Source organism: Mycobacterium sp., assembly GCF_046091765.1.
Classification (GTDB): Bacteria; Actinomycetota; Actinomycetes; order Mycobacteriales; family Mycobacteriaceae; genus Mycobacterium.
In genome coordinates this window covers 1-5,056 of the sequence record NZ_JBJTCF010000134.1, presented here as the reverse complement: position 1 = coordinate 5,056, position 5,056 = coordinate 1, and the positions used below count along the sequence as shown (strand labels likewise).

The 5,056-nt window shown below is 69.8% G+C and carries 5 protein-coding genes; 3 read left to right on the top strand and 2 right to left on the bottom strand.

Annotated elements, in window-relative coordinates; genetic code table 11:
- Nucleotides 1-962, bottom strand: a 962-nt coding sequence (locus tag ACKOB8_RS15330) for a hypothetical protein (RefSeq protein WP_526378777.1), incomplete at its 3' end; no start/stop codon positions are given.
- Nucleotides 959-1,450 (bottom strand): ImmA/IrrE family metallo-endopeptidase, encoded by a 492-nt coding sequence (locus ACKOB8_RS15325; RefSeq protein WP_526378775.1) that lies wholly within the window; start codon nt 1,448-1,450, stop codon nt 959-961. The genes ACKOB8_RS15325 and ACKOB8_RS15330, both read right to left, overlap by 4 nt.
- 87 nt (nt 1,451-1,537) lie before the next feature.
- On the opposite strand from ACKOB8_RS15325, the gene ACKOB8_RS15320 reads away from it, so the two are divergent.
- The 3 genes from ACKOB8_RS15320 to ACKOB8_RS15310 form a co-directional block, all read left to right on the top strand.
- Nucleotides 1,538-2,197 (top strand): DUF6474 family protein, encoded by a 660-nt coding sequence (locus ACKOB8_RS15320; protein WP_526378773.1) that lies wholly within the window; start codon nt 1,538-1,540, stop codon nt 2,195-2,197.
- A 65-nt stretch (nt 2,198-2,262) separates the two neighbouring features.
- Nucleotides 2,263-2,664 (top strand): Rv3852 family protein, encoded by a 402-nt coding sequence (locus ACKOB8_RS15315; RefSeq protein ID WP_526378771.1) that lies wholly within the window; start codon nt 2,263-2,265, stop codon nt 2,662-2,664.
- Nucleotides 2,665-2,677: 13 nt separating this feature from the next.
- On the top strand, nt 2,678-5,056 hold a 2,379-nt coding region (locus ACKOB8_RS15310; protein ID WP_526378769.1), incomplete at its 3' end, for a penicillin-binding protein.

The window sequence follows — 5,056 nt, the reverse complement described above, 5'->3', positions numbered from 1 at the left end:
GGGCGGGACCCGTGCAGCCATCGGGCGACGGCCAACGCCCGGTCGGCGGGGCTGGCGCTGACGGGCGGCTCCCCCTCGTCCTCCCCGTCCGCGCGATACCCCGCCGCTTCGAGGTAGAGCGAGTCCGAGATCAGGGAGAGTCGTTCGGCAACCCGGAACACCAGCGGGCCCCGGGGCCGCACTCCGATGCCCACGTCCGGGTGGCGCCGGTGCATCTCGCGCCGGAGCGGTTCGATCAGCCGCAGTTCCCGCCGGGCACCCACCCAGTCCTCGGCAGCCGGCAGCAGTGACCCGGCCGCGACCATCGCCATCGCGCACATCAGCAGCGCCGCTGCGGTCCCGACGCCGACCAGGGGCGTCGACCAGACCGCCCGGATCAGGACGAAGGTGACCGCGGCGACGATCAGCGCGATGCCCGCGGTGAAGACGAGCAGTGCCCGCCCGCGCCGACTCGGGTTGGACAGCCGAACACCCACCCAGAAGACCAGCGTCAGCGCCATCAGGACGTACAGCAGCGGCACCAGCCAGGGCAGCGCGGTGTTGGACGAGCCGAGGTTGCGGGCGAGGTAGTCCTGGGGCGAGGACTCGGGCTGGCGTTCGCCGGCCAGGAAGAGCCCCAGGCTCACCGCGGCGATGACGGCCGCGAGCGCGTACTGGGCGAGGGCCAGGCGGCGGGTGCCCCGGGGTCCCCGCTCGCTGGCGACGGAGGTGATCATCACGCAGCTGCCGGCGGCGGACCCGACCAGCGCGACCTGGCTCAGCCCGACGGAGATGTTCGGCCAGCCCAGCGCGGTGTCGAGCAGGATCGTCAGGGGCGGCCAGTTCAGGGCGGCGACGAGGGCCAGGCTGCCCAGCGCGAGGATCATCGCGCCGCTGACCACTGACTGCCGGTTTACCAATGCCCACCCGATACGAAGGCCGGTCGCCATTCCCAGGAGACCGGCGATCACCCAGACGATCAACCAAACGCCTCTCCGAGGCGGATCTGGATGATCGAGGCGCGGTCGCTGGGTAACCGCCCGAGCCGGTAGAGCAGCAGGGCGGCGAAGTCCTCCGCCTCCTGTTCGACGTCCTCGCCGCCCGGGCCCATGCATCCGGTGCGCTGGTTGAGCATGTAGCTGATCAGGTCGTCACCCGCCAATTCGGTGGCGTCCCGGGCGAGGTCGGTCACCGGCATGCCGTCGTGGCCGAGCACGAGATGGCCCAGCTCGTGGGCGAGGGTGCGCTCGGCGGTGGGCAACCCCTCCTGGATCAGGAACTCGTCGTGGTCGGTGTACTGGCGCCACTGGCCGGAGACGCCCGGCGGCAGTTCGGCCGTGCTGACGGTGATGGGACGCCCGCGGTGCTCGCCGACGACCGCGACCAGACGGTTCAGCGACACCTCGCCGCGACGGGGCGCAAGCTCGAGGACCTCGTTGACTGCCTCGATCACCCTGCGGCCGGCTGCCATCCCAAAATTGTCGCATAGCCGCAGGTCGCAAAAACAAGCTCGGGCACAGCTGGTGGGCTGCCGGTGCGGCGGCGATAGGGTTGGCCGATGGGCCTGTTCACCAAGCGCAAGGATCGGTCGACGAAACGGGCCGAAGCCCGCGCACTGAAGGCCAAGGCCAAGCTGGAGGCCCGGCTGGCCGCGAAGAATGAGACCCGGCGGATCCGGGCCACGGAGCGGACCGAGAACAAGGCGATCAAGGCCGGGCTGAAGGCCCAGCGCGACGCCGATCGGGCTGCGGTCAAAGTCGCCGAGTCGCAGGTGCGCGTCGCGCGGGAGGGCAAGATCCTGGCCCCCGGCCGGGTCAAGCGCGCGGTGCGGGTTTCCCGGCTGCTCGCCCCGGTGGTCGTCCCGGTGGCCTATCGCGCCGCCACCGCGACCCGCGGCGCGATCGATGAGTGGCGCGCCGATCGACTCGGGGTGCCGTTGACCCAGCTCGGCCAGTTCTCCGGTCAGGGCGCACGACTCTCGGCGCGCATCGCCGGGGCCGAACGCTCGCTGCAGACCCTGGTCGAGCGCAAACCCAAGGACGCCGAGACCAAGCAGTTCGTCGCGGCGATGACCGATCGGCTGGGCAATCTGTCGGCAGCCACGATCGCTGCGGAGAACATGCCCGGTCCGCGCCGGCGCTCGGCCCAGATGGCGATCGGCGATCAGCTCGACGCCGTCGAGGCCGATCTCATGGCCCGGCTGGGTGTGCTGGCCTGAAGGCCCCGGTGCGGCAACTGGCATGATTGACACCCCGCAGCGACATCAGATGAAGGAGCGGTCAGATGGCAGACCCTGAAGACCAGCCTGATCGGAGCGCCGACGCCTCCGGGCCGCTGCCGCACACGGCAGCCGGCCCCGAAACGCCCGCTCCGGCGGTGAAGAAGGCGGCGAAGAAGGCCCCGGCGCGCAAGGCCGCTGCGAAGAAGGCCCCGGCAAAGAAAGCCCCGGCGAAAAAAGCGGTGCCCACTCCCCGGCCCGCCGCGTCAACCGGTGTCGGGGGTGCCGCCCGGGAAGCCGCGGCCAACGCGAAGTCCTCGGTCCAGCAGGCCAGCAACCCGGTCGCACTTCCCGCGCCGATCGTCGCCGAGGGGGAACCCTCCCGCCGGGTCCTGGTGATCGGACTCGCCGCGTTCGCCGCGGCGGTGCTGGTGATCCGCGCACTGCTGCGCCGCCGGGCCGACTGACCATCCGGCGCGCATGTCGGATCAGTACCCGCCGACTCGGCCCACCCTCGTCCGCTTCGCGCTGTTCTGCCTGCTCGCCGGTGTCCTGACGGCGGCTCTGCTGTTCCCGATCGCCGGTGCGGCCGGCGTCGCGAGTAACCATGCCTCCGAACTGGTGAGCAAGGACTCAGCCGACATCGTCGACGGCGACGTGCCGGCGGTCTCGACCATGGTCGACGCCGACGGCAACCCGATTGCCTGGCTGTACGTCCAGCGTCGCTGGGTTCTGCCGACCAACCGGATCGCCGACACGATGAAAATGGCGATCGTCTCGATCGAGGACAGGCGTTTCGCCGAACACAACGGCCTCGACCTGCCCGGCACCCTGACCGGACTGGCCGGCTACCTCAGGGGGGCGGTCCAGACCCGGGGTGGATCGACCATCGAGCAGCAGTACGTGAAGAATTTCAACCTGCTGGTCAGCGCCGACACCGATGCCGAACGCAACGCGGCGGTGGAGAACACCCCGACCCGCAAACTGCGCGAGATACGCATGGCTCTGGAGCTGGACAAGGTACTGACCAAACCGGAGATTCTCACCCGCTATCTCAACCTGGTGCCCTTCGGCAACGGGGCCTACGGCGTGCAGGACGCGGCGCGCACCTACTTCGGGGTGAACGCGGCGGATCTGAACTGGCAGCAGGCCGCGCTGCTGGCCGGAATGGTGCAGTCGACCAGCGCCCTCAATCCCTACACCAATCCCCGCGGCGCGCTGGAACGGCGAAATCTGGTGCTGGACACCATGATCGAGAACGTGCCGGACCGTGCCGAGGAGCTGCGGGCGGCCAAGGAGCAGCCGCTGGGGGTTCTGCGGCGACCCAATGCGCTGCCCCAGGGTTGTATCGCCGCGGGAGACCGGGCTTTCTACTGCGACTACGCGCTGGAATACCTGGCGCGCGCGGGCATCAGTAAGGAGGACGTTGCCCGCAACGGGTATCTGATCAAGACGAACCTGGACCCGCGGGTCCAGAAGCCGGTCAAGACGGCGATCGACTCGGTCGCCAGTCCGACGCTCGACGGTGTCGCCAGCGTGATGAGCGTGATCCGACCCGGAAAGGACGCGCACCGGCTCGTCGCGATGGCCGACAACCGCAACTACGGCTTGAAGTTGGAGGCGGGCCAGACGGTCCAGCCGCAGCCCTTCACCCTGGTCGGAGATGGCGCCGGGTCGATCTTCAAGATTTTCACCAGCGCCGCCGCCCTGGAAATGGGACTGGGCACCAACGCGTTACTGGACGTGCCGCCGACGTTTCAGGGTGTCGGTCTGGGCAGCAGCAACACCCCCGGTTGCCCACCCAAGACCTGGTGCGTGAAGAACGCCGGCGCCTACCGCAGCCCGTTGAGCCTGACCGACGCGCTGGCGCTGTCGCCGAACACCGCCTTCGCCAAGCTGATCTCCCAGGTGGGTGTCCCACGGGTGGTCGACATGGCGGTACGTCTGGGTTTGCGGTCCTACGCCGACCCGGGCACCGCGCGCGCCTACAACCCGAAGAGTGACGAAAGCCTCGCCGACTACATCAAACGGTCGAACATCGGATCGTTCACGCTGGGCCCGTTCGAGATCAACGCGCTCGAATTGTCGAACGTGGCAGCGACCCTGGCCTCGGGCGGCATCTGGTGTCCACCGAACCCGATTGACAAAGTTTTCGACCGCCGCGGAAAAGAGATCTTCCTACCCAGCGCGGAATGCGAGCGGGTGGTGCCCGAGGGGCTTGCCAACACCCTGACGAACGCCCTGGCCAAGGACACCACGATGGGAACCGGTGCGGCCGCGGCGGGTTCGGTCGGCTGGGGACTGCCGATGGCCGGCAAGACCGGCACCACCGAGTCGCACCGGTCCTCGGGCTTCCTCGGCTACACCAACCAACTCGCCGCCGCCAGCTACATCTTCGACGACTCCCCGCAACCCGCCGCGCTGTGCGCCTTCCCGCTGCGCAAGTGCGGAGGCGGCGGGAACCTCTACGGCGGCACATCACCGGCCCAGACCTGGTTCCAGGCGATGAGCCCGATCGCCACCGAGTTCGGTCCGGTGACTCTGCCGCCCACCGATGCGCGCTACGTCAACGGCGCCCCGGGCAGCAACGTGCCCGCGGTGGTGGGCCTGAATTTCGACGCCGCCAAGAAGCGCCTCACCGAGGCGGGGTTCCGGGTGGCCGAGCAGCCGACGCCGGTGCCCAGCGGAGCGGCCCGGGGCGTCATCGTCGGTACCTCCCCGACCGGACAGGCGTTCCCGGGCGCGACGATCACGATCAACACCAGCAACGGCATCCCGCCGGCTCCCCCGCCGGTGGAATTCACGCCCCCGCCCAGCGACCCCGACCCGCCCCGGCCCCGCCCGTGCCGGCGGCGCCCC

Excerpts from the sequence above, each read along its gene's own strand:
- ACKOB8_RS15315 (WP_526378771.1), top strand. The coding sequence starts at position 2,263 with ATGGCAGACCCTGAAGACCAGCCTGATCGGAGCGCCGACGCCTCCGGG.
- ACKOB8_RS15325 (WP_526378775.1), bottom strand. The coding sequence starts at position 1,450 with ATGGCAGCCGGCCGCAGGGTGATCGAGGCAGTCAACGAGGTCCTCGAG.
- ACKOB8_RS15320 (WP_526378773.1), top strand. The coding sequence starts at position 1,538 with ATGGGCCTGTTCACCAAGCGCAAGGATCGGTCGACGAAACGGGCCGAA.